Below are 23816 nucleotides of genomic sequence, written 5' to 3'. Positions count from 1 at the left end.
ACAAACACCCTGCCTCATGTATGTGAGTGTGGTGGGTTTGTCAGGAAGCAAAGCCCGTTGCGCAGACGCAAGTTCTGCGGCGGGTGCTCATGGGTGGAATATCAGCAAATAGCGGCCGCGTTGTTTCCTTCTTGTCCTAGTACGGACCAGTGATGGTTCTGGAACGGTGGGTGGGGTGCGGGGTGGTTTAGTGTTTGGCACACTGTTGGGTCCTGAGGCAACAGGACCACGGGGTTTCCCGTGGGTTTGTTTGTTTCTGGTTTCCCTGCCATGACGCCTCCACGCATGCTGGCTCCCTTTTTTGGGGGTTGTGTGTGGGGTGTGTGGTGTGGGGTTGTTGTTTGAGAACTACATAGTGGACGCGAGCATCTTGTATAAGAAGCAATTTCCAAGATAAATGAACCTGGATCTGGCTGCGTTGTTGATGCCTCTTTGTGGGGTGTTGGGAGCGTGGTTGGTTTTCGTGGTTCTCTCGAAATTAGTTTTTGATCTTTGTGGTCAAGTTTTTAAGAGCACACGGTGGATGCCTTGGCATTAGGAGCCGAAGAAGGACGTAGGAATCTGCGATAAGCCTGGGGGAGTCGATAACCGGACTGTGATCCCAGGGTGTCCGAATGGGGAAACCCCGCTGAGCGCGCGAGTGACTTGGTGACCCGTACCTGAACACATAGGGTGCGTGGGGGGAACGCGGGGAAGTGAAACATCTCAGTACCCGCAGGAAGAGAAAACAATAGTGATTCCGTTAGTAGTGGCGAGCGAACGCGGATCAGGCTAAACCGTTCCATGTGTGATAGCCGGCGGGCGTTGCATGGTCGGGGTTGTGGGACTTTCCATACCAGTTCTGCCGGGCTGGTGGGGTGTGATGTGCGCGCATAGGTGAACGGTTTTGAAAGGCCGGCCAGAGAGGGTGTTAGTCCCGTAACCGTAATGTGTTTGTACCGCCTGTGAGAGTATCCCAAGTAGTACGGGGCCCGAGAAATCCCGTGCGAATCTGTCAGGACCACCTGATAAGCCTAAATACTCCCTAATGACCGATAGCGGACCAGTACCGTGAGGGAAAGGTGAAAAGTACCCCGGGAGGGGAGTGAAACAGTACCTGAAACCGTGTGCTTACAATCCGTCGGAGCCAGTCTGATTCTGGTGACGGCGTGCCTTTTGAAGAATGAGCCTGCGAGTTAGTGTTACGTCGCGAGGTTAACCCGTGTGGGGCAGCCGTAGCGAAAGCGAGTCTGAATAGGGCGTTGCAGTGGCGTGATCTAGACCCGAAGCGAAGTGATCTACCCATGGCCAGGTTGAAGCGACGGTAAGACGTCGTGGAGGACCGAACCCACTTCAGTTGAAAATGGAGGGGATGAGCTGTGGGTAGGGGTGAAAGGCCAATCAAACTTCGTGATAGCTGGTTCTCCCCGAAATGCATTTAGGTGCAGCGTTGCGTGTTTCTTGCTGGAGGTAGAGCTACTGGATGGCTAATGGGCCCTACAAGGTTACTGACGTCAGCCAAACTCCGAATGCCGGTAAGTGAGAGCGCAGCAGTGAGACTGTGGGGGATAAGCTTCATAGTCGAGAGGGAAACAGCCCAGACCACCAACTAAGGCCCCTAAGCGTGTGCTAAGTGGGAAAGGATGTGGAGTTGCCCAGACAACCAGGAGGTTGGCTTAGAAGCAGCCACCCTTAAAAGAGTGCGTAATAGCTCACTGGTCAAGTGATTCCGCGCCGACAATGTAGCGGGGCTCAAGTACACCGCCGAAGTTGTGGCATTCACATTTTAGCTAAGCCCTTGTGGTTCAGGCGTGTGGATGGGTAGGGGAGCGTCGTGTGGGCGGTGAAGTCGCGGTGTAAACCAGCGGTGGAGCCTACACGAGTGAGAATGCAGGCATGAGTAGCGAAAGACGGGTGAGAAACCCGTCCGCCGAATGATCAAGGGTTCCAGGGTCAAGCTAATCTGCCCTGGGTAAGTCGGGACCTAAGGCGAGGCCGACAGGCGTAGTCGATGGACAACGGGTTGATATTCCCGTACCGGCGAAAAACCGCCCATGCTGAGCGGGGGATACTAACTGCCCGATACCTGCCCGATCACCCTTGTGGTGTGAGGGTTTTGGTGGAGCGCAGGACCTGATCCCGGGAGGCAAGCGTATTAACAGGTGTGACGCAGGAAGGTAGCCGAGCCGGGCGATGGTTGTCCCGGTCTAAGGATGTAGGGCGAGTGGTAGGCAAATCCGCCACTCACGAAGCCTGAGATCTGATGGGACCCCCTTTTGGGGGGATTTGGTGATCCTATGCTGCCGAGAAAAGCATCGACGCGAGGTTTTAGCCGCCCGTACCCCAAACCGACACAGGTGATCAGGTAGAGAATACCAAGGCGATCGAGAGAATTATGGTTAAGGAACTCGGCAAAATGCCCCCGTAACTTCGGGAGAAGGGGGGCCCCAACCTTGAAAGAACCTTGCGTTCTGGAGGGGATCGGGGCCGCAGAGACCAGGGGGAAGCGACTGTTTACTAAAAACACAGGTCCGTGCGAAGTCGCAAGACGATGTATACGGACTGACTCCTGCCCGGTGCTGGAAGGTTAAGAGGACCGGTTAGCCGCAAGGCGAAGCTGAGAATTTAAGCCCCAGTAAACGGCGGTGGTAACTATAACCATCCTAAGGTAGCGAAATTCCTTGTCGGGTAAGTTCCGACCTGCACGAATGGAGTAACGACTTCCCCGCTGTCTCAACCATAAACTCGGCGAAATTGCAGTACGAGTAAAGATGCTCGTTACGCGCAGCAGGACGGAAAGACCCCGAGACCTTTACTATAGTTTGGTATTGGTGTTCGGAGTGGCTTGTGTAGGATAGGTGGGAGACGTTGAAGCCCGGACGCCAGTTCGGGTGGAGTCATCGTTGAAATACCACTCTGGTCACTTTGGACATCTAACTTCGGCCCGTAATCCGGGTCAGGGACAGTGCCTGATGGGTAGTTTAACTGGGGCGGTTGCCTCCTAAAAAGTAACGGAGGCGCCCAAAGGTTCCCTCAGCCTGGTTGGCAATCAGGTGTCGAGTGTAAGTGCACAAGGGAGCTTGACTGTGAGAGAGACATCTCGAGCAGGGACGAAAGTCGGGACTAGTGATCCGGCGGTACATTGTGGAATGGCCGTCGCTCAACGGATAAAAGGTACCTCGGGGATAACAGGCTGATCTTGCCCAAGAGTCCATATCGACGGCATGGTTTGGCACCTCGATGTCGGCTCGTCGCATCCTGGGGCTGGAGTAGGTCCCAAGGGTTGGGCTGTTCGCCCATTAAAGCGGTACGCGAGCTGGGTTTAGAACGTCGTGAGACAGTTCGGTCCCTATCCGCTGCGCGCGCAGGAAATTTGAGAAGGGCTGTCCTTAGTACGAGAGGACCGGGACGGACGAACCTCTGGTGTGTCAGTTGTACTGCCAAGTGCACCGCTGATTAGCTACGTTCGGATGGGATAACCGCTGAAAGCATCTAAGCGGGAAGCTCGCTTCAAGATGAGATTTCCATACACCCTCGGGTGTGAGAGGCCCCCAGCCAGACCACTGGGTTGATAGGCCGGATGTGGAAGCGAGGACTAACGACTCGTGAAGCTGACCGGTACTAATAGGCCAACAACTTACACCACACAGACATATACAAAATTCTGCTTGCGTCCACTATGTGGTTCCCAACCAACAACCCCCAACACCGGGGTTCGTTGCACGGAACCAACACAATTGAATAACAACACCACAATGTTGTAACCACACAAAGTTTTCCCACACCACCCCCCCAGCGGGTGGTGACGGGTACAAGGGTTACGGCGGTCATAGCGTGGGGGAAACGCCCGGTCCCATTCCGAACCCGGAAGCTAAGACCCACAGCGCCGATGGTACTGCACCCGGGAGGGTGTGGGAGAGTAGGTCACCGCCGGACATAAATTGAGTAGGACCCTGACAAAGGAATGTCAGGGTCCTACTGCTTTAACCACTCTTTTTACTACCTAGCTCCAAGCACCCTGCCCCTCCTCCTGGCCGCGTGCCGCCCTCCGCAGGATTGCCCCGGTAAAGTATTTCCCCATGAGCAGTATCTTCAGCCACGCACAGGATCCTTTTGAAGACGCCGGACAGCGGGCAACTGATCCCTTGGAACCGGTGGTGAACACCGTCGTTGTCCCGGGCCCCGTCGCGCGGGCTTTTGCTGGCTTTACCGACCACACCCACCTGTGGTGGCCCCTGGAGCAGCATGGCGTCTACGGCGCAGGGTCATATGTCGAGTTTGAAGAGAACCTGATCCTCGAAACCGCAGATGACGGTCGCACCAGTATCTGGGGAACCCTTGATGACTGGCAGCCGCCGCTCTCGTTCCACGCCAGCTGGCATCCCGGCACCACGGCGCTGTGGTCCACCGAACTGCTGGTGGTGTTCCGTGCCCTCGACGCGGGAACTGAGGTCCGGGTCTTCCATGAAGGGTGGGAGGGCGCCGAGGATCCGGCTGCCGCGCGTCAAGAGTACGTGGCGGCCTGGCCGTTGATCCTGGACAGGTATGCACGGTTCATGGGAGCGGAGGACACCCCGGATGACTCCGTGCAGTAACGGTTGACCTAACCCCGGTGCGCGGCTGTGTCCGGCGGTACTGCGGTGCTGCTCCTGATCACAAACTCTGTTGGATATTCCTGGTCGCGCGCTCCATCCCCTGCCGGGCCGCCGTCGGGCTCTCCGCCGGGGCCGTCCAGCAAGGCCAACGCGGTGGCGGCCGCCAGCCTTCCCTGGCCCTTCGGATCCTGGCTGATGGTGGTCAGGCCGAACGTTTCTGCAAGTTCGTGCCCGTCAATGCCCACGACGGAAAGATCCCGCGGCACCTGAAGGCCGAAGTCCCTTGCAGCGAGCATGATGCCCACGGCCATCTCGTCCGAAGCCGCAAAAACGGCGGTGGGACGTTCAGCGGACGTCCCCAGCAGCCGACGGCCCGCTGCATATGCACCTTGGATGGTGAAGTCGGCCCTGGCCTGCCACTCGTGCCGCAGCGGCAGGCCCGCGGCTGCCATTGCCGCAGCAAAGCCCTTCTGACGGAGCTGCGGAAGATTGAAATCGCGGTTCAGTGCCGCGTCCCCCGTGACATGGGCGATGCGGGTATGGCCCAGCCCAATCAGGTGCCGGGTGGCCATCATGGCCAGGCCCTCGTCATCGATTTTTATGGTGGAGGCGCCGCGCAGCGCCCCTCCGATGCCCACAATGGGACGGTGCACGGCAAGCAACTGGCCGATTTCTTCCTCGCTGAGCACCAGTGCCACCGCAATCACCGCATCCAGGCGTTTCCGCAGCAGGAAGTCGTTCAGGATGCTGCTGCGGTGCTCCGGCTGCTCGCCCACGTTGTACAGCGTCAGGTCGTAGCCGGCATCCAGGAGGGTTTCCGAAACGCCCTCAAGGACGGAGGAGAAGTACCACCGCTGGACGTTCGGCACCACCAGCCCGATATTGTGGTTCCGCCCCGACGCGAGGCTGGACGCGTGGTACGACGGGATGAAGCCCAGTTCCCGTGCTGCCTCCTGGGCAAGGCGGCGGCTCCTGGACGAGACATTGGACTTGCCGCTGAGCGCCCTGGAGACGGTGGCTACGGACAGGCCTGCCCGGCTGGCAACTTCTTTGATGCCCGCCATTGTCAGTCTGCTGCAGGAATACTGATCCAGGCTGTTTCGCCCGAGGCCAGGAGTCCTTCCGTGCCTGACAGGTTACTGCGGACAAGGACGCGGCCCGCGGGAATCTCCAGCGGCTCGTGGTTCAGGTTCATAAGCACCAGCGTAGTGCCGTTCACATACCCCAGCGAGGACCCGGTGCACCAGTCCTCTGCCCAGGACAGCGAGCCCCTGCCCAGGTCCAGGTCCCGGCGGCAGGCCAGGGCGGTGCGGTAGAGGGAAAGGTGCGACGACGGCGACTCCGCCTGCAGGTCCCGCGCCAGGCCGCCAAACGAGGCGGGAATGGGCAGCCAGGGATCGCTGCCCGAGCTGAAGCCCAAGTGCTTGTCTCCGGCCCGCCAGGGCAGCGGCACCCGGCAGCCGTCACGGCCAAGCCGCTGACCTTCGGTGCGCGCGAAGGTGGGGTCCTGGCGCAGGTGGCCGGGGATGTCGATGCCATCCGGCAGCCCCAGCTCCTCGCCCTGGTAGAGATAGGCGGCGCCGGGCAGGCCCAGCATGAACAGCGAAGCGGCAGCTGCGCGGCGCCGGCCCAGTTCCTCATCCGGCTGGGGATCGGCCACCCCGATGCCGTCGCCGTCGCGGGGGCCATGGCCGTTATAGCCAAACCGGCTGGCATGGCGGACAACGTCATGGTTTGAGAGTACCCAGGTGCTCGGGGCGCCCACGCCGTCCAGGACGGTCAGGGAATCCGTGATGACCGAGCGCAGCCGGTATACGTCCAGCCCGGCATGGAGATAAGGGAAGTTGAACGCCTGGTGCATCTCATCCGGCCGTACCCAGTGGGCCAGCCGGTGGAGGTCCACGCTTGCCTCGGCGCAGAGGATGCGGTCCGGGCCGTACTCGTCCAGGATCAGCCGCCAGTTACGGTAAATGTCATGGACGGCGGGCTGGCCGAACATGGGTGCCTCGTGGCCTGGGTACCCGTCGCTGCTGCCGCCATCGGCACGGCCACCCCAGGCGGGCAGGCCGGGGGCCTTTACCAGGGCGTGGGCTACGTCCACCCGGAAACCGGAGACGCCCCGGTCCAGCCAGAAACGAAGCACGCGCTCGAACTCGGCGTGGACGGCCGGGTTGTCCCAGTTGAAGTCTGGCTGCGAGGAATCGAAGAGGTGCAGGTACCACTGCCCCGGCCGGCCATCCGTGCCTGCTACCCGTGTCCAGGCGGGTCCGCCGAAGTGGGACTGCCAGTTGTTCGGCGGCTCCTGCCCGTCGGGGCCGGTTCCGTCGCGGAAGATGAACATGTCCCGCTCCGGGCTTCCTGCCGGCGCGGCAAGGGCTGCCTGGAACGCGGGATGCTGGTCGGAGCAGTGGTTGGGCACCAGGTCCACAATCACCCGCAGGCCCAGCCGGTGCGATTCAGCCATCATGACGTCGAAGTCACCGAGCGTTCCGAAAATCGGATCCACGTCGCAGTAGTCGCTGACGTCGTAGCCTGCGTCGCGCTGCGGGGAACGGTAAAAGGGTGAGAGCCAAACGGCATCGACACCCAGGTCAGCGAGGTGCGGCAGTTCCTCGGTGATTCCTGCAAGGTCTCCCACGCCGTCGCCGTTCAGGTCCCGGAACGACCGGGGATACACCTGGTAGATCACGGCGGAGCGCCACCAGCCGGGGGCAGTGTCGGCAGCATGGATGAGCGTCAGGGGACCGGCAACAGTGGAAGTGTCCTGGGTCACAGTATCGACAGACATGAGAGCCAGCATAGCGTTGGCGGCGACTTAATGGAAACGCTTCCATTCCTCATTACAGACATTGCTGCGCTGCTTTCCACGTGAGGAAGCCAACGAACTGGAAGCGGTTGCAGAAAAGGGCATCCAGGGACCCAGCGGTAGCACGTCCTAAACTGGGAAGATATGTCCGACGACGGGTGGAGGCTTTGTGGGAAGCATCGTTGACGAGCTGGATGCCATCCTGGCGCAGGAGCAGGTGGACGTCGGCGAGGTCTCGCTCCGGCGGTACGCCATCGACCAGGCGCCCGTCATCGATTTCCAGCTTCCCCTGGCGGTGGTGTTCCCGGAATCAGTTGCCGACGTCCAGGCAGTGGTAAAGGCCTGTGCCGGCAGTGGTGTGGCAATTGTCCCCAGGGGCGCAGGCACCGGGGTATCCGGCGGGGCCCATGCCACCAGGAACTGCATCATCCTCTCGCTGGAGCGGATGAACCGGATCCTCGCCCTGAATCCCGACGACGAGACTGCCCTGGTGGAGCCCGGAGTGGTCAATGCCGTCCTGAATGAGGCCGTTGCAGCGCATGGGCTTATGTACGCCCCGGATCCGGCCAGTTTCCGGAGCTCCACCATCGGCGGCAACGTCGCCACCAATGCCGGTGGCCTGCGCTGCGCCAAGTACGGGGTCACCAGGGATTCGGTCCTGGCGCTGGACGTCGTCCTAGCCGACGGATCCCTCATTCACACAGGCCACCAAACCTTCAAAGGGGTGGCGGGCTACGACCTCACGGGCCTGTTCGTGGGGTCTGAAGGAACCCTGGGCGTCGTCGTCGGAATTACCGTGCGGCTGAAGTACCTGCCCCGGGAAGTCCACACGGTTGCCGCCTTCTACCAGGACTTCAGGAGTGCGGCTGCAGGGGTCCTGGCCGTAGGCAAGGCGCGTGTCCAGCCCGCCATCATGGAACTGCTCGACGGCGGCACGCTGGCCCAGCTGGACGACATCCACGGCTCCGACCTCACCGCCCGCGGAAGATCACTGCTGCTGATCCAGACGGACGGGTTCGGGGCCGCCGCCGAGGCGGAGGTGGTGCGCCAGGTCCTCCGTGAAGGCGGGGCAACTGTCAGCACGGAGGCAAGTGCCGAGGCGGAGCGGCTGGTGGAACTCCGCCGGCACAGCAGGGGGACGGAGGTGGACGACGAGTACCGTGTCGGCGAGGATGTGGCTGTTCCCCGGTCCCGGCTGGTGGACTACGTCGCAGAGCTCGAAGCCATGGCTGCCAGGCAGCAGGTGCACCTGAAGGTGGTGGCCCACGCCGGTGACGGCAACCTCCACCCCACCTTCTGGATCGACCGGCAGGGGGCAGGCGTGGACTCCGCGGAGATGCAGCGGCTGCAGGTGGCGCTGGATGAGTCCATCACCGCCGCCCTGGCCATGGGCGGCACCATCACCGGCGAGCATGGTGTGGGGCAGTACAAGCTGCGGTGGCTGGGCCAGGAGCAGCCGGAACCGGTCCGGGAACTCCAGCGCAGGATCAAGGACCTGTTTGATCCTGCGGGAATCCTCAACCCCGGTAAGGCGATCTAGGACTTAGTCGTCCGAGTCCGGATACTCGTCCGCGGAGTCATCAGCACCGTAGCGGGACTCCTCGTTCTCCACCTCAAGGATCTTCAGCAGTTCGGTGTCCGGGTTCAGCATGATCGCGGCCTCGTCCCGCCGGTGCCGGAGGATGGAATCGATGTACGACTGCACGGCCTCCGCCAGCGGAATGTGGCGCTCCTGCTTCTCGGACATGTACCAGCGGTGTTCAAGGACCTCGTGGACCACCTCTGCGTGTTCCAGCTTGCCTGAGAGGTCGCGGGGGATGGCGCGCACGATTGGTTCGAAGATCTGGCTGACCCACAGGTGGGCGCTGTATTCCTCATCCATTTCCGGGTTGTTGTCCGCGCGGAAGGAGTCCATGTCGTTCAGGAGGCGGCGGGCCTGGTTCTCCTGGGCATCCAGGCCGGTGAGGCGCAGGAGCCGCCGCTGGTGGTGCCCCGCGTCCACCACCTTGGGCTGCAGCTGGATGGTGGAGCCGTTCTGCGTGGTCTTGATGGCGTATTCCTCGACGTCGAAGCCGAGTTCGTTCAGGCGGCGGATACGGGCACTGACCCGCCAGCGTTCGCCCAGTTCGAAGGATTCCTTCTCGGTCAGCTCGGCCCACAGCCGCCCGTAGCTGTCCATGATCAGCTCACTGGTGGCCACCGGGTCCACCTTTTCCTCGATGAGCCCGCCGTCCAGGAGGTCCATCAGCTCACCGGCGATGTTCACGCGGGCAATTTCCAGGTCGTATTCGCGCTGGCCGGTGGAGAGGTCAGGGTAGAGCTCACCCGTTTCGGCGTCCACCAGGTAGGCGGCGAACGCGCCGGCGTCACGGCGGAACAGGGTGTTGGAAAGCGAGACGTCGCCCCAGTAGAACCCGATCAGGTGCAGCCGCACCATGAGGAGAGCCTGGGCGTCGATGAGGCGGGTGAGGGTGTCCTTGCGCAGCATCTGGGAAAAGAGCGCGCGGTACGGCATGGAGAATTTCAGGTGCCGGGTTACCAGGACGGGGTTCAGCGGGCGTCCGTCCGGGGTGGTGCGGCCGGTGATCACGGCTACGGGCTCCACGCAGGGTACGTCCAGCCGTGCCAGTTTGCGCAGCATGTGGTACTCGTGGCGGGCCACGTGTTCGGAGGTTTCCTTGATGGCAATCACCGAACCGCCAAGGTGGGCGAAGCGCACGATGTGCCGGGAGATGCCGCGGGGGAGTGCCGCCAGGTATTGGGCCGGCCACTCTTCGAGGGCAATGTGCCAGGGCAGGTCCAGCAGCTCCGGATCAGCCGCTGCGGCCGTGATGCTCAGCGATGAGGCCACCGAGGCTGCCTTGTTGTCATCGGCACTGGCGGCCACGAACCGCGGCAGCTTACCCACCTGGGCGTAGTCGGTGGGTTCGTCATGCCACTGCGCGCTGTGTTCCTCGGTCATGGGCTCAATTCTTCCGTAGATGGGCGCGGCCAGCTAATTCTTCTGCAGGGACGGTTAAACGCCGACGGCGGCCGTCCGGTAAGGAGGGCCGCCGTCGGTACTGCGGTTGGGGTGCCGGTGGCGATCAGTCGCCCAGGCGCAGGCCCGTCTTGGTGTCGAACAGGTGCACGTGGCCCGACTGCGGACGGACGTAGATGACCTCGCCCTTCATCGGGGGGCGGCGGCCGTCGACGCGTGCCACGATGTCGTGGTCCTTGCCGTCCAAGGTGGTGTGGCCGTAGACGTAGGCGTCGGCGCCGAGTTCTTCGACGACGTCAACCTCAACCTTCAGGCCTTCACCGTGCGGAGCGGTTTCCAGGTCTTCCGGACGGCTGCCCAGCGTGACCGTGGAGCCGTGTGCCTCTTCGAGGACGTCGCGCGGCACCGGGTAGACGGTCCCGCCGAACTGGACGCCGCCGTCGACGACGGGAAGTTCGAGCAGGTTCATGGCGGGGGAGCCGATGAAGCCGGCAACGAAAACGTTCTTCGGGCGGTCGTAGAGGTTGCGGGGAGTGTCAACCTGCTGCAGGAGGCCGTCCTTCAGCACGGCGACGCGGTCACCCATGGTCATGGCCTCGACCTGGTCGTGCGTCACGTAAACGGTGGTGACACCCAGGCGGCGGGTCAGGGACGCGATCTGGGTGCGGGTCTGGACGCGGAGCTTGGCGTCCAGGTTGGACAGCGGCTCATCCATGAGGAAGACCTGCGGGTTACGGACGATTGCGCGGCCCATGGCAACACGCTGGCGCTGGCCGCCGGAGAGTGCCTTCGGCTTGCGGTCCAGGTACTGCTCGAGGTCCAGGAGCTTGGCGGCTTCACGGACGCGCTCGGCGCGCTCTTCCTTGGAGACGCCGGCGATCTTGAGGGCGAAGCCCATGTTGTCGGCCACAGTCATGTGCGGGTACAACGCGTAGTTCTGGAAAACCATCGCGATGTCGCGGTCCTTCGGCGGAACATCGGTGACGTCGCGGTCGCCGATCAGGATCCGGCCTGCGTTGACGTCCTCGAGGCCTGCGAGCATGCGCAGGGAGGTGGACTTGCCGCAACCGGAGGGTCCAACGAGGACCAGGAATTCGCCATCGGCGATGTCGATGTTGAGCTTATCGACGGCGGGCTTATCTGTGCCCGGGTACAGACGCGTAGCGTTATCAAAAGTAACTGTAGCCACAGTTATCAATCCCTTCACCGGCAGGTACGTGCCGGACGATCCGTTGTGAATGGTTCATGTTTATTCAGTTGTGTTCCCACAAAATGCTCCGCGGCTAAGCGCGGAGCACCACGTGACGCCGCACGGTTGTTGTGCGCCACATCACACCCAAGAGTATGCCAGAAGTTGCTTCTTTTAACGCAAATGTTACGGATGTCACATCTGCTGCCGGCCACGGCCTACCCGGAAGCTGCCTGCGGGTCTTCCTCGGCGACGGCGAGACTCCGCTCCTGGAGCAGGGCCTCCAGCAGCTCTGCGATGTGGACAGGGGCCTCCACCCGGTATTGGGCCTGGGTGAAATCGAGGCCCACCTTGACTCCCACATCGCCTGGTTCGAGCCGGCCAAACGCGTCCTCGTCCGTGACGTCGTCGCCGGCGAACAGCACGGCGGTGGCCCCGGTGGCCTGCCGCAGGAAGGTGACGCCTTCGCCCTTGGACGCATTGACCACTGAGGTCTCCAGGACGCGCTTGCCCTCCTTAAGGAAGACACCCTTGCGGTCCTGGAGCACTGACTTTGCCGCTGACACAGCATCCCCGGCAACGTCGTCTTCAGCCTGGCGGGTGTGCAGGACGACGCCGGCGGGCTTGTATTCCAGGGAGGTGCCCGGCGCCTCCGCCACGATCGCCGCCAATTCGGCCCGCACTTCTTCAAGGAGCGCTTTCTGGCCCTCATCCAGCGCCAGTTCGGTGGAACCCGGTCCCAGCCAGGCTTCGGCGCCGTGGCTGCCAATCAGCAGGGTATCCACTGGCGGGGAAGCAACCTCCCGCAGGCTGGCGAGGGCGCGGCCCGAGATGAGTGCCGTCGTCGTGCGGGGAAGCACGGCGAGCCCTGCGAACGCCGCCGCCGAGCGTGGAAGCGGCCGTGCATCCTGGGCGCGGTCCACGATAGGCGCCATGGTGCCATCAAAATCCATGGCCACGAGCAGGTGCTCCGTCGCGGCGATCCGGTGCAGCGCTTCCCGGAGTTCCGGGGTGAGCGCCAGCGATGCCTTGGTGCGGCCGTCAGGAGTCATCGCGGACCACTTTCTCGTCCAGGGCACGCAGGAAGTCGGCGGACCAATGGTCCACGTCGTGGTCCAGGATCTGCCGGCGCATGGACCGCATGCGCCGGGACGCTTCGCGCGGGCTGAGCTCGACGGCGGTCATGATGGCGTTCTTGAGGCCTGCGATGTCGTGCGGGTTGATCAGCAGCGCCTGCTTGAGCTGGTCCGCGGCGCCGGCGAACTCGCTCAGGACCAGGGCGCCATCATTGTTGTTGCGTGCGGTGACATACTCCTTGGCCACCAGGTTCATCCCGTCCCGCAGCGCGGTGACCAGCATGACATCCGCGGCCAGGTACAGCGCCACCATCTCCTCTACGGGGTAGCTGTGGTGCAGGTAGCGGACGGCGGTGTTTTCCAGGGTGTCGTAGGTGCCGTTGATGTGGCCTACGGTTCCTTCCACCTCCTCACGCAGGAGCCGGTACTGCTCCACCCGCTCGCGGCTTGGGGAGGCCACCTGGATGAGGGTCGCATCGCCCACCGTGAGGCGGCCGTCCGCCAGGAGCTCCTCAAAAGCCTTCAGCCGGTGGCGGATGCCCTTGGTGTAATCCAGCCGGTCCACCCCGAGCAGGATGGTCTTGGGGTTGCCCAGGTCCTGACGGATCTGCCGGGCGCGTTCGATGATGTCGGGCCTGGCCGCAAGTTCGCTGATCTGCTTGACGTCGATCGAGATGGGGAAGGCCTGCGCCCGGGCGATGTGCGTGATCCGGCCGTCATGGCCCTTGACGTGCACCTGCTGCTGCTTAACGCTGGCGCCCAAGAACCGGCGCGCGGAACGCATGAAGTTTCCCGCGTCGCTGGGCCGTTGGAAGCCCACCAGGTCTGCGCCGAGAAGGCCGTCGATGATGGCCTGGCGCCAAGGGAGCTGGGCAAAAATCTCCGGCGGCGGGAACGGGATGTGGTTGAAGAATCCGATCCGGAGGTCCGGCCGGGCTTCGCGGAGCATCCGGGGGACCAGCTGCAGCTGGTAGTCCTGGACCCAGACCGTGGCGCCCTGGTCCGCGTGGTGCGCGACGGCGTCGGCGAACCTGCGGTTGACCTTGCGGTAGGCGTCCCACCAGGTCCGGTGGAATTCCGGCGGAGCGATGACATCGTGGTACAGCGGCCACAGCGTGGCGTTGGAGAAGCCCTCGTAGTACAGCTCCACATCGTCCGTGCTGAGCTGGACGGGGACAAGGTCCATTCCGCCATGGCTGAATGGCTTCACGGTCTCGTCCGGTGCCCCGTGCCAGCCAACCCACGCGCCGTCGGTCTTGGTCATCATCGGGGCCAGCGCGGTCACCAGGCCGCCGGGGGACCTGCGCCAGCCTGATTCGTCATCCGGGCCGTCGCCTGCGGCAACCCGGTCGACGGGCAGCCTGTTGGAGACCACCATGAAGTCATACTTGGTGTGGCCCCCGTGGCCGGAACCGGAACTGCCGGCTGTTGCTTTGCCTGCGGGTTTTTCCTGGACGGGTGTTTGCATTGCTGCCCCCTGGGGTTGCTTGTGCCTCTAAGCCACCCTAGCCGGACGGAATCATCGGGGCTATTCGGCCGTTGGTCAACCCGAAGGAATAGTTGAAACCGCAAGCTCTCAGCTTTCTCCCCTAAAATGTTGGAGGTGCCACGAAGTGGTCCCCCTACGTCGACCGACCCAAGGAACTCATGAGCCCCGCAAACGAAGTACGTAAGTCCAAGGCTGAGCGAACCGTGGAGGCGCGCGAAAAGGCGCGCCTGATCCGCGAAGCGCAGCTAAAGAAGGACAAGCGCAACAAGCTGCTGATCGGCTGGGGCATCGTGGCGGCAGTCGTGGCCATCCTGGTGGTGGTGGCGCTGGTGGTTACCAGCAACATCAAGCAGAACGCCCCGGTCGCGGACCAGGGCCCCACTCCGGCCAACGCCAACGTGCATGGCGGCGTCACCCTGCTGGCCAACACGGACGTGGCAAAGTCGGAGCCGGCCACTGTGGACGCCGCCTCCCTGGGGGAGGCCCCGAAGACGCCGCCGGCCGAGGTAGTGGCGCCCGGGGCGGAAGCGGAGGCCGGCAAGCCGGTCAAGGTAGTCCTGTACATCGACTTCATCTGCCCCATCTGCAAGAACTTCGAGACCCAGTACAACGAGCAGCTCACGTCGCTGCGCAACGAAGGCAAGATCACGGTTGAGTACCGGGCTCTCGGCTTCCTGGACAGCCGGTCCACCACCAACTATTCGTCCCGGGCCGCCAACGCAGCAGCCTGCGTTGTCAACGAATCCCCCGAGAAGTACTCCGATTTCGTCAACGAACTGTTCGCCAAGCAGCCGGCGGAAGGCACCGCGGGTCTTTCCGACAACGACCTAAAGAAGATGGCGTCCGATATGGGCGTCAACATTGACTCCTGCGTGGATGACAAGACCTACCGCCCATTCGTGAAGTTCACTACGAAGGAAGCCTCGGCCATCGGGGTCACCGGCACGCCCACCGTGTTCGTGGACGGCAAGCAGTGGGGCAAGGGGGACAGCGCCCAGACGCCGTTCCCGGACTTCCTGCAGGCAGCCATCGCCGCCAAGGGCTAAGGACCACCAGACAGGGCAGGGGCCCGTCCCGGAGCGTTTCCGGGGCGGGGCCCCTGCCGCTTCCGCAGCCCGTACCGCCGCGTTTTTACGCCCGGCGGGAGTTGGGCTAACCTTATCTAGCGCCTTCACGGCGCACGCCCGCAGGGGCGCGCCTCCTTAGCTCAGTTGGCCAGAGCACCGCTCTTGTAAAGCGGGGGTCGTCGGTTCGAATCCGACAGGGGGCTCCATACAACGTCCGGGTTTAAGCTGGATCCATCCAAATAATCAGCGTGCTGACTAAAGGAGGATGGGTGCCATGCCCAAGACCGGCAAGAACGATCACGCCCGTAAGGAAGAACTTCCTACCACTCTTCAGCGTTCAGAGCAAAAGGCGCAGGACACCTTCGCCAAGACCTACGATTCCGCCCTTGAGTCGTACGACCAGGACGAGCAACGGGCGGCCCGCGCAGCATACGCATCCCTGAAGCACAGCTACGAGAAGGTGGGCGACCACTGGGAGCCCAAGGAAAAACGCGGACCGTCGGACAAGCGGGCGGAACAGGGCCTCCGCTCCTCCGAACCCACCGCCGGCGGTGTCGATGCCAACGCATCCAAGGACCACCTCTACAAACTGGCCAGGGAACTGGACGTCAAGGGCCGCTCGAAGATGGACAAGGACGAGCTGGTGAAGGCCATTCAGAAGGCCAACGACGCAGCCACCCGCAAAGCCCGCAGCAAATAGCCTGCGCTCTTGCCGTCCCGCCGTCCAAGGTGTCGAATCAGAGGACACGTCCGGTCGGGTGGCGATGATGCCAGGAGGTTCCAATGTCGGTGAAGAGCACCAAGGAGTCAGCGCGGGCGGCAGGCGGCAGGAACGGGCCTGAATCAAAGCGGGCCGACCAAGCCACCGGCATCGCAGCCCAGGACCCGGCGCGGATCCGGAACGTGGCCCTGGTGGGGCATTCCGGCGCCGGGAAAACAATGCTGATCGAGGCCCTGCTGGCGGCCAACGGCATGATCACCCGGAAAGGCTCCATCGCCGACGGATCCACGGTGAGCGACTCGGACCCCGCCGCGGTGCACCAGCAGAGGTCCGTCACGCTGTCCCTGGTGCCCCTGATGCTGGATGACGTCAAGGTGAACCTCCTGGACACACCCGGCTACCCTGATTTCATTGGTGAGCTTCGTGCGGGCCTGCGCGCCTCCGACGCCGCGCTCTTTGTCGTCTCCGCCGTGGACGGAATAGACGCCACCACCACCGCGCTCTGGGGCGAGTGCGGGCACATGCAGCTGCCACGCGCCGTCGTGATCACCCGGATGGACCACCCGCGGGCAGATTACGACGGCGCCCTGGCCGCCTGCCGCAAAGCGTTCGGCGACGGCGTGCTGCCGCTGTGCGTCCCGGTGAGGACAGGGGAGGAGGCCGCCGGCCCGCTGTCCCTGCTTGACCTGCTGCCGCAGGAGGTGACGGACTATGCCTCCGGAGATACAACCCCTGAGGTCCGGCCGGCAACGCCGGATGAACGTGCGGCTGCCGGTCCGGCCAGGGGCGACCTGATTGAGGGCATCATCGCCGAAAGCGAAGACGAGACGCTCATGGACCGGTACCTGGAAGGCGAGGACATCGATACGGAGGTGCTGGCAGCCGACCTGGAAACCGCCGTCGCCCGCGGCTCGTTCTTTCCCGTGCTGCCCACATCCGCCGTCACCGGGCTGGGCACCGCTGAACTGCTGGACCTGCTGGTCCGCGCCTTTCCACCGCCGGGGGAACGCAGCCTGCCGGACAGCACGGATCTTGCGGGGGAACCTGCCGGAAGCCTTTCCTGCGATCCGTCCGGCCCGCTCGCCGCCGAAGTGGTACGCACGTCCAACGATCCCTTCCTGGGCCGCATCTGCCTGGTGCGGGTTTTCTCCGGGACGCTCCGGGAAGACTCTCCCGTCCATGTGGGCGGCCACGGCCTCGCGGACCGGGGCCACCAGGACCATGACACCGATGAACGGGTGACCCACATTTACTCACCGCTGGGTGCCTCCCTTCGGCCCGTTCCCTTCTGCGTGGCGGGGGACATGTGCGCGCTGGCAAAGCTGGGCAGCGCCGAAACAGGGGACACCATTTCCGCCCGGGAAAACCCGTTGCTGCTCGCCACCTGGGAGATGCCGGAGCCGCTGCTGCCGGTTGCCGTCGAAGCCGATTCCCGCAGTGATGAGGACGCATTGGCCCGCAGCCTGGGCCGCATCGCGGCAGGGGATCCCACGCTGCGCGTGGACAGGAACGCCGAAACGCACCAGCTGGTGCTGTGGTGCATGGGCGAAGCGCATGCGGAGGTGGTCCTGGACAGGCTGCGGGACCAGGGCGTGAAACTGCACAGCGTGGACGTGGTGACGCCGCTGCGCGAAACCTTTGCGGGCGCCGCCTCCGGCCACGGCCGCCACGTCAAACAGTCCGGCGGCCACGGTCAGTACGCCGTGTGCGACATCGAGGTGGAACCGCTGGAGCGCGGCGCCGGGTTCGAGTTCGTGGACAAGACGGTGGGCGGTGTCATCCCGGGAACGTTCATCCCGTCGATCGAGAAGGGGGTCCGGGCCCAGATGGAGAAAGGCGTTTCAGCCGGCTTCCCCGTGGTTGACCTGCGGGTGACCCTGGTGGGCGGCAAGGCCCACAGCGTGGATTCCTCGGATGCGGCGTTCCAAGCGGCCGGGGCACTGGCACTCCGGGAGGCCGCGGGGGCCGGGAAGATCCAGTTGCTGGAACCGGTGTCCGCAGTATCCATCACCGTGGCCGACGAACACGTGGGGACGGTGATGAGCGACTTGTCCGGCCGGCGGGGACGACTCACCGGCACCACCTCCTCCGGCGGGGGACTGACCGAGATCAGCGCCGAAGTCCCGGACCAGGAACTCCTTCGGTACGCAGTTGAACTGAGGGCACTGACGGCCGGCACCGGGCGCTTCCGCCGCCAGTACCTGCGCCATGACCCCGTCCCCCCGAACTACAGCCCGTCCTGAGCCCGCCGTGGCACGAACAGACATCAAGAGCGCCGTCCGCAAGTGAACGCCGCAGCACGGAAGATCCAGACCGTCTACCTGACGCTGACGTTGGGCAACACCCTTGCGGCATCGTTCATTTGGGGGATCAACACGCTGTTCCTGCTCGACGCCGGGCTGACCAACCTGGAGGCCTTCGCCGCGAACGCCTTCTTCACCGCGGGGATGGTTCTTTTCGAGGTGCCCACCGGGGTGGTGGCGGACAGCTGGGGACGGCGTGCATCCTTCCTGCTGGGAACCGTGACCCTGGCCGCCTCCACCTACCTCTATTACCTGCTGTGGCAGTTGTCCGCGCCGTTCTGGTGGTGGGCCGCGGTGTCGGCGCTGCTGGGACTTGGCTTCACCTTCTTCTCGGGGGCAGTGGAAGCCTGGCTGGTGGACGCCCTGCACTTTTCCGGATACGACGGCGGGCTGGAGGCGGTCCTGGGCCGCGGCCAGATGGTCTCCGGCGTCGCCATGCTGGCCGGTTCAGTGGCCGGCGGAGTGATCGCGCAGGCAACAAACCTGGGCGTGCCGTTCCTGCTGCGCGTTGGGGTGCTGGCGGCGATGTTCGCGGTGGCCTTCCTGCTCATGCACGACGTCGGTTTCACACCGGAGCGTTCGGCCCACCCCGTGCAGGCCACCCGGGCGGTCCTCAAGGCATCGCTGGACGGCGGCCTCCGGAACCCGCCGGTGAGGTACATGATGCTGGCGGCCCCGTTCACCGAAGGCGTGGGGTTCTATGTTTTCTATGCCCTCCAGCCCTACCTGCTGCAGCTGTTCGGCGATCCCAAGGCCTACGCCATCGCAGGCCTGGCAGCGGCCATCGTTGCGGGCTCGGAGATCGCAGGCGGCTGGCTGGCCCCGCTGGTCCGCAAACTGGTCCGCCGCCGAACCACCGTGCTGATCGCTTCCACCGTCACCAGCTCCGTAGTCCTGGTGGTGCTCCTGGCCACCAACATCTTCTGGCTGGCCCTGGTGCTCCTGGCACTCTGGGCCGTAGTGGGGTCCGCCGGCACCCCGGTGCGCCAGGCCTACCTGAATGACATGATCGGCTCGAAGCAGCGGGCGACCGTCCTGAGTTTCGCCTCGCTGATGGGCTCCAGCGGGGGAGTGGTGGTGCAGCCGGTGCTCGGCCGGTCCGCCGACGTCTTCGGATATCCCGCGGCACTGGCACTGGGCGGCGTGGTGCAGCTGCTGGCGGCACCCTTCATCCTCCTCAGCCGCCGCAGGCGCTCGCCGGCGGATGTGGCCACGGGACTGGCGGCAGCGCCTTAAAGGGCCAGGACGCACGTGAAGGCCCTTGGCCCCGAAATGAATCCGGGCCCAAGGGCCTTCAAAGCGCGTCCTACTTGACGCCTGCCTCCACCGTTTCGCTGGCAGCCGTCGTCGGCTTTTCCTCCGCGGGCGGGGGTGTGGTCTTCAGCTTGAACCGCTTGCCAAGGTCGCCGCCGCCTCCGCTGCGGTTCTTGTTGAAGATATCGAACCCGACGGCGACAAGGAGGACCAGGCCCTTGATGAGCTGCTGGTAATCGGTGCCCAGGCCCAGGATGGACATACCGTTGTTGAGCACGCCCATGATCAGGCCACCGATCATGGCTCCCGCCACCGTTCCGATGCCGCCGGTGACTGCGGCGCCGCCGATGAAGGCCGCGGCGATGGAGTCCAGTTCGAAGCCCGTACCACCGGCGGGCTGCGCCGAGTTGAGCCGGGCGGTGAAGACAAGGCCCGCCAGCGCGGAGAGCACTCCCATGTTCACGAAGAGCCGGAACGTGACGGCCTTGGTCTTGATGCCCGACAGTTCAGCCGCATGCAGGTTGCCGCCGATGGCGTACGTGTGCCGGCCGAAGACGCTGTTGTTCATCAGGGCGGTGTAGGCGATCACCAGCACGGCCAGGACCACCAGGACGATCGGCGTGCCACGGTAGGAGGCCAGCAGGAAGGTGATGATGAGCATAAGCAGGGCCGTGAACGTGGTCTTGATGATGAACCAGACCAGGGGTTCGCTTTCGAGGTCGAACTTCCTGCGGATCCTGCGCTCCTTGAAGGCCTGGATCAGCAGGGCCGCCGTGGCACCGACGCCCAGGATGACAGTGAGCCATTCCAGGACGGACGTGCCGCCGGAGATGTCGGGAAGGAAGCCGCCGCCCAGGGCGCGCAGCTCGGCGGGGAAGGGGGTGATCTGCTGGTTCTTGAGGGTGATCAGCGTCAGCCCGCGGAAGATCAGCATGCCCGCCAGCGTGACGATGAAGGCGGGGATCCCCACGTAGGCGATCCAGTACCCCTGCCAGGCGCCTACAAGGGCGCCGACCAGCAGGCAGGCAGGGATTGCCGCCCACCAGGGCCAGCCCCAGTGGACGATCATGACGCCGGCCACGGCGCCGATGAACCCGGCGACGGACCCGACGGAAAGGTCGATGTGCCCGGCGATGATTACCATCACCATGCCGATGGCCAGGATGAGGATGTAGCTGTTCTGGACCACCAGGTTGGTCACGTTCTGCGGTTCCAGCAGGATTCCGCCGGTCAGCCCCTGGAACAGCAGGACGATCAGGATCAGGGCAACGAAGATGCCAACCTGGCGCAGGCGGCTTGTGAGGAATCCGAGCGATTCTCGTAAGGCGGACATTTCGCTATTCCTTCTCTTTGGTCATGTAGTGCATCAGGGTTTCCTGGGTGGCCTCGGCAATGAGCACTTCACCGGTGATGTGGCCGGCGGCGAGCGTGTAGATGCGGTCGCAGATGCCCAGGAGCTCGGGAAGTTCCGAGGAAATGACGATCACGGCTTTTCCTTCGGCCGCGAGTTTGGCGATGATCGTGTAGATCTCGTACTTGGCGCCGACATCGATGCCGCGGGTGGGCTCATCGAGGATGAGCACGTCGGGGTCAGAGAACATCCACTTGCTCAGCACCACCTTCTGCTGGTTTCCGCCGGAGAGCTTCCCGGTGATGGCAGCCACCGAGGGCGCCTTGATGTTCATGCTCTTCCGGTAGCCGTTGGCCACCACGGTCTCCTGGTTCTTGTCCACGAAGCCGCGTTTGGCAAGCTTGCGCAGCGCTGCCAGGGAGATGTTGCGCTTGATGTCCTCGATGAGGTTCAGGCCGTAATGCTTGCGGTCCTCGGTGGCGTAGGCAATGCCATGCCTGATGGCGTCCGAGACCGTGGCGGTGTTGATTTCCTCGCCGTACTTGTAGACCTTGCCGGACGTGGCGGTGCCGTAGGTGCGGCCGAAGACGCTCATGGCAAGTTCGGTGCGCCCGGCGCCCATCAGTCCGGCAAGTCCCACCACCTCGCCCTTCCTGACATGGAGGTTGGCGTTCCTGACCACCATGCGGCTGTGGTCCTGGGGGTGCCGGACGGACCAGTCTTCGATCCGGAGGACCTCGTCGCCGATGTTCGGCTCGCGGTCCGGGTACAGGCTCTCCAGGTCCCGGCCCACCATGCCGCGGATGATCCGTTCCTGGGTGATCTGGCCTTCATCGAGCCGGAGGGTCTCAATGGTCTTGCCGTCGCGGATGATGGTGACGGCGTCGGCCACCTTGCGGATTTCATTGAGTTTGTGGCTGATGATGATGCTGGTGACCCCTTGGCCCTTCAAGTGGAGGATCAGGTCCAGCAGGTGGCCGGAATCCTCATCGTTGAGGGCGGCCGTTGGCTCGTCCAGGATGAGCAGCTTCACTTCCTTGGACAGCGCCTTGGCGATTTCCACGAGCTGCTGCTTGCCCACGCTGATGTGCTGCACGGGGGTGACAGGGTTTTCATCGAGGCCCACGCGGGCCAGCAGCTTTGCGGCCTCCAGGTTGGTCTTACGCCAGTCCACCCACCCGTTGGTGGCCTGTTCGTTGCCAAGGTAGATGTTCTCGGCGATGGAGAGGAACGGGCTCAGCGCCAGTTCCTGGTGGATGATCACAATGCCCCGCTTCTCGCTGTCCGAGATGCTGGAGAAATTGCAGGGGTCATTTTCGAAGAGGATTTCCCCGTCGAAGGTGTTGTGTGGATAGACGCCGGACAACACTTTCATGAGCGTTGATTTGCCGGCTCCGTTCTCACCGCAGATGGCGTGGACCTCTCCACGGTTCACATCCAGTGTGACGTCCTGCAGCGCTTTCACGCCGGGGAACGTCTTGGTGATTCCTCGCATTTGAAGAATGGGTGTGTTCATCGTCAATTCCCACTGACTGGTCGAAGCTTGGCCTTCCTGCTGGTGCAGGAGGCTGCGGGCGGGGCTGTGGCCGGATGGAGGTCCGGCCACAGCCCCCGGACGTTGACTACTTGACGTCGGAGTCCTTGTAGTAACCCGAGTCGATCAGTTCCTTCTTGTAGTTGTCCTTGGTGATGATCACGGACTTCAGCAGGAATGCCGGGACAACCTTGACCTTGTTGTTGTAGGTCTTGGTGTCGTTGGTTTCAGGTTCCTGGCCTTTGAGGACGGCGTCAACCATCTTGACAGCCTGCGCGCCGAGCTGGCGGGTGTCCTTGAAGATGGTGGAGTACTGCTCGCCGGCGATGATGGACTTCACGGAGCCCTTTTCGGCGTCCTGTCCGGTGACCACCGGCAGGCTTCCCTTGGCGTAACCGCCGGTGCTGGTGAGGGCGGAAATGATGCCGATCGACAGTCCGTCGTACGGCGAAAGGACGCCGTTCAGCTTGGTGCCCGAGCTGTAGGCGGAGGTGATGATATCCTCCATGCGCTTCTGTGCCACGGGTGCCTGCCAGCGAAGGATGGCCGCCTGCTCAAACTTGGTCTGGCCGCTGGGAACCTTCAGGGTGCCGGCATCCATGTACGGCTTGAGGGTGTCCATGGCACCGGTCCAGAAGAAGTTGGCGTTGTTGTCGTCCGGGCTTCCGGCGAAAAGTTCGATGTTGAAGGGCCCCTTGCCCTCCACCTTCTTGCCGCTCGCATCCACCAGGCCCAGGCCCGTCAGCAGCGAGGTGGCCTGCTGGACGCCCACCGTGTAGTTGTCGAAGGTGGTGTAGTAGTCCACGTTGGCGGTGCCGTTGATCAGGCGGTCGTAGGCAACCACCTTCACGTTCTGTTCCTTGGCCTTTGCCAGGACGTCGGTCAGCGTGGTGCCGTCAATGGCAGCGATGATCAGGGCCTTGGCGCCCTTGGTCAGCATGTTTTCGATCTGCGAGACCTGGGTTGGAATGTCGTCATTGGCGAACTGGAGGTCCGTCTTGTAGCCGAGGTCCTTCAGGGACTTCTCAACGTTGGCGCCGTCGGCAATCCACCGTTCGGATGTCTGGGTGGGCATCGAGATGCCAACCAGCGAGTCGGCCGGCTTCGCCGCGCCGCTGGATTCACTGGTTCCGCCACGGGAGCCACAACCGGTAGCCCCCACGGTCAGGGCGAGGACAAGGGCCACCGCGCCCATGAGTTTTTTGATTCTCACCATTATCTCCTTCCGCGGCAGCATTGCCGCGAAGTGTTGTTGGACGGGGAAGCGGCGACGCTCCCGGTCCTGGCCACATTGTTGATGTGTCGGTTCAATATAGACTGATTTGTGAACGCTAACAAGAGCATCCTCCCAGAAATCCCGAAACTCTTTCGACTTCATTGACTTCTGCTTTGTTAGCGTTCACACTTGCTGCAGCACGTAGCTTGACCCTGACCCTACAAAACCCGGTAATGAGGCCCTTGCCTCCCGGATG

Annotated in this window: 15 protein-coding genes, 1 tRNA gene and 2 rRNA genes; 9 read left to right on the top strand and 9 right to left on the bottom strand. The window is 63.4% G+C overall.

The window, feature by feature from the left end; translation table 11 throughout:
• Window positions 1–496 precede the first annotated feature (496 nt).
• The 3 genes from QFZ60_RS16720 to QFZ60_RS16710 all read left to right on the top strand — a co-directional run bounded on the left by QFZ60_RS16720 (window position 497) and on the right by QFZ60_RS16710 (window position 4574).
• Window positions 497–3625: ribosomal RNA gene (locus QFZ60_RS16720) — 23S ribosomal RNA — on the top strand.
• A gap of 173 nt (window positions 3626–3798) precedes the next feature.
• Window positions 3799–3915: ribosomal RNA gene (rrf, locus tag QFZ60_RS16715) — 5S ribosomal RNA — on the top strand.
• Between the two features lie 143 nt (window positions 3916–4058).
• The gene (locus QFZ60_RS16710) at window positions 4059–4574 is read left to right on the top strand and encodes a hypothetical protein (RefSeq protein ID WP_307091930.1); all 516 of its coding nucleotides are present in this window, start codon (window positions 4059–4061) and stop codon (window positions 4572–4574) included.
• Between the two features lie 8 nt (window positions 4575–4582).
• Here QFZ60_RS16710 and QFZ60_RS16705 read toward each other — a convergent pair whose 3' ends face one another.
• Together QFZ60_RS16705 and QFZ60_RS16700 are read right to left on the bottom strand one after the other, a co-directional pair.
• Window positions 4583–5638, bottom strand: coding sequence for a LacI family DNA-binding transcriptional regulator (locus QFZ60_RS16705; RefSeq protein WP_307091929.1), 1056 nt, complete (start codon window positions 5636–5638; stop codon window positions 4583–4585).
• A 2-nt stretch (window positions 5639–5640) separates the two neighbouring features.
• Window positions 5641–7362 carry a glycoside hydrolase family 13 protein gene (locus QFZ60_RS16700; RefSeq protein WP_307091928.1) on the bottom strand — a complete coding sequence of 574 codons (1722 nt, stop codon included), beginning with the start codon at window positions 7360–7362 and terminating at the stop codon, window positions 5641–5643.
• Window positions 7363–7549: 187 nt separating this feature from the next.
• Here QFZ60_RS16700 and QFZ60_RS16695 point away from each other — a divergent pair, with 187 nt between their 5' ends.
• Window positions 7550–8920 (top strand): FAD-binding oxidoreductase, encoded by a 1371-nt coding sequence (locus QFZ60_RS16695; RefSeq protein ID WP_307091926.1) that lies wholly within the window; start codon window positions 7550–7552, stop codon window positions 8918–8920.
• Window positions 8921–8923: 3 nt separating this feature from the next.
• Here the strand turns inward: QFZ60_RS16695 and QFZ60_RS16690 are convergent, their stop codons facing one another.
• The 4 genes from QFZ60_RS16690 to QFZ60_RS16675 all read right to left on the bottom strand — a co-directional run bounded on the left by QFZ60_RS16690 (window position 8924) and on the right by QFZ60_RS16675 (window position 14093).
• On the bottom strand, window positions 8924–10342 hold the full coding sequence (locus QFZ60_RS16690) for a DUF4032 domain-containing protein (RefSeq protein ID WP_307091925.1): 1419 nt from the start codon (window positions 10340–10342) through the stop codon (window positions 8924–8926).
• 124 nt (window positions 10343–10466) lie between these two features.
• The gene (locus tag QFZ60_RS16685; RefSeq protein ID WP_018772048.1) at window positions 10467–11549 is read right to left on the bottom strand and encodes an ABC transporter ATP-binding protein; all 1083 of its coding nucleotides are present in this window, start codon (window positions 11547–11549) and stop codon (window positions 10467–10469) included.
• A gap of 218 nt (window positions 11550–11767) precedes the next feature.
• Window positions 11768–12601, bottom strand: coding sequence for a trehalose-phosphatase (otsB, locus tag QFZ60_RS16680; protein WP_307091922.1), 834 nt, complete (start codon window positions 12599–12601; stop codon window positions 11768–11770).
• Window positions 12591–14093 (bottom strand): trehalose-6-phosphate synthase, encoded by a 1503-nt coding sequence (locus tag QFZ60_RS16675; RefSeq protein WP_307091921.1) that lies wholly within the window; start codon window positions 14091–14093, stop codon window positions 12591–12593. Before QFZ60_RS16675 ends, otsB begins: the two co-directional genes overlap by 11 nt.
• A gap of 179 nt (window positions 14094–14272) precedes the next feature.
• Here QFZ60_RS16675 and QFZ60_RS16670 point away from each other — a divergent pair, with 179 nt between their 5' ends.
• The 5 genes from QFZ60_RS16670 (at window position 14273) to QFZ60_RS16650 (ending at window position 19441) form a co-directional block, all read left to right on the top strand.
• Window positions 14273–15160, top strand: coding sequence for a thioredoxin domain-containing protein (locus tag QFZ60_RS16670; protein WP_307091920.1), 888 nt, complete (start codon window positions 14273–14275; stop codon window positions 15158–15160).
• 150 nt (window positions 15161–15310) lie between these two features.
• Window positions 15311–15387: transfer RNA gene (locus QFZ60_RS16665), tRNA-Thr, on the top strand.
• 68 nt (window positions 15388–15455) lie between these two features.
• On the top strand, window positions 15456–15881 hold the full coding sequence (locus tag QFZ60_RS16660; protein ID WP_307091918.1) for a ChaB family protein: 426 nt from the start codon (window positions 15456–15458) through the stop codon (window positions 15879–15881).
• An 83-nt stretch (window positions 15882–15964) separates the two neighbouring features.
• Complete coding sequence (locus QFZ60_RS16655; protein ID WP_307091917.1) at window positions 15965–18145, top strand: elongation factor G-like protein EF-G2; 2181 nt, start codon at window positions 15965–15967, stop codon at window positions 18143–18145.
• Between the two features lie 42 nt (window positions 18146–18187).
• Window positions 18188–19441 (top strand): MFS transporter, encoded by a 1254-nt coding sequence (locus QFZ60_RS16650; RefSeq protein WP_307091915.1) that lies wholly within the window; start codon window positions 18188–18190, stop codon window positions 19439–19441.
• A gap of 70 nt (window positions 19442–19511) precedes the next feature.
• Here the strand turns inward: QFZ60_RS16650 and mmsB are convergent, their stop codons facing one another.
• From mmsB to chvE, 3 genes are all read right to left on the bottom strand, one after another.
• Window positions 19512–20792, bottom strand: coding sequence for a multiple monosaccharide ABC transporter permease (gene mmsB / locus QFZ60_RS16645; protein ID WP_307091914.1), 1281 nt, complete (start codon window positions 20790–20792; stop codon window positions 19512–19514).
• A gap of 4 nt (window positions 20793–20796) precedes the next feature.
• On the bottom strand, window positions 20797–22326 hold the full coding sequence (gene mmsA / locus QFZ60_RS16640) for a multiple monosaccharide ABC transporter ATP-binding protein (protein WP_307091912.1): 1530 nt from the start codon (window positions 22324–22326) through the stop codon (window positions 20797–20799).
• A 106-nt stretch (window positions 22327–22432) separates the two neighbouring features.
• Window positions 22433–23560 carry a multiple monosaccharide ABC transporter substrate-binding protein gene (gene chvE / locus QFZ60_RS16635; protein WP_373427689.1) on the bottom strand — a complete coding sequence of 376 codons (1128 nt, stop codon included), beginning with the start codon at window positions 23558–23560 and terminating at the stop codon, window positions 22433–22435.
• Between the last annotated feature and the right edge of the window lie 256 nt (window positions 23561–23816).

Origin of the sequence: Arthrobacter sp. B2I5, assembly GCF_030816735.1 — a bacterium.
GTDB lineage: Bacteria > Actinomycetota > Actinomycetes > Actinomycetales > Micrococcaceae > Arthrobacter.
Note: the sequence above shows the minus strand (reverse complement) of the source record. Positions and strands in the feature narration are given on the sequence as shown.

Coding starts and splice junctions, on each gene's coding strand:
- QFZ60_RS16710 (WP_307091930.1), top strand. CDS start 4,059: ATGAGCAGTATCTTCAGCCACGCACAGGATCCTTTTGAAGACGCCGGA.
- QFZ60_RS16705 (WP_307091929.1), bottom strand. CDS start 5,638: ATGGCGGGCATCAAAGAAGTTGCCAGCCGGGCAGGCCTGTCCGTAGCC.
- QFZ60_RS16700 (WP_307091928.1), bottom strand. CDS start 7,362: ATGTCTGTCGATACTGTGACCCAGGACACTTCCACTGTTGCCGGTCCC.
- QFZ60_RS16690 (WP_307091925.1), bottom strand. CDS start 10,342: ATGACCGAGGAACACAGCGCGCAGTGGCATGACGAACCCACCGACTAC.
- otsB (WP_307091922.1), bottom strand. CDS start 12,601: ATGACTCCTGACGGCCGCACCAAGGCATCGCTGGCGCTCACCCCGGAA.
- QFZ60_RS16675 (WP_307091921.1), bottom strand. CDS start 14,093: ATGCAAACACCCGTCCAGGAAAAACCCGCAGGCAAAGCAACAGCCGGC.
- QFZ60_RS16670 (WP_307091920.1), top strand. CDS start 14,273: ATGAGCCCCGCAAACGAAGTACGTAAGTCCAAGGCTGAGCGAACCGTG.
- QFZ60_RS16660 (WP_307091918.1), top strand. CDS start 15,456: ATGCCCAAGACCGGCAAGAACGATCACGCCCGTAAGGAAGAACTTCCT.
- QFZ60_RS16655 (WP_307091917.1), top strand. CDS start 15,965: ATGTCGGTGAAGAGCACCAAGGAGTCAGCGCGGGCGGCAGGCGGCAGG.
- mmsB (WP_307091914.1), bottom strand. CDS start 20,792: ATGTCCGCCTTACGAGAATCGCTCGGATTCCTCACAAGCCGCCTGCGC.
- mmsA (WP_307091912.1), bottom strand. CDS start 22,326: ATGAACACACCCATTCTTCAAATGCGAGGAATCACCAAGACGTTCCCC.
- chvE (WP_373427689.1), bottom strand. CDS start 23,560: ATGGTGAGAATCAAAAAACTCATGGGCGCGGTGGCCCTTGTCCTCGCC.